Origin of the sequence: Pseudomonas sp. 5Ae-yellow (assembly GCF_014077575.1) — a bacterium.
Lineage (GTDB): Bacteria > Pseudomonadota > Gammaproteobacteria > Pseudomonadales > Pseudomonadaceae > Halopseudomonas > Halopseudomonas neustonica.
Window position 1 is genome coordinate 1 of sequence record NZ_JACGWE010000163.1, and the last position, 250, is coordinate 250.

Annotated in this window: 1 pseudogene; it reads left to right on the forward strand. The window is 57.6% G+C overall.

The window, feature by feature from the left end:
* Positions 1 to 250: pseudogene (locus H4J77_RS19850) on the forward strand (IS30 family transposase); the annotation flags it as partial.

The window sequence follows — 250 nt, forward strand, 5'->3', positions numbered from 1 at the left end:
CCATTGGCCAGACAGCCCCGAGCTTCATGTGAGTCACGAAAGCATCTACTTGGCAATCTACGCGCACCCTCGGGGTGAGTTGAAACGACAACTGATCAGCTATCTGCGTCAAGGCCACGGTAAACGGCGCCTACGCACTGTGAGTGCTGGACGGCGTGAGCGCTACCCAGCTGACCTTAGTATCCACCTGCGCCCACCTGAGGTAGAAGACCGCCTTGTTCCAGGGCACTGGGAAAGCGACTTGATCATG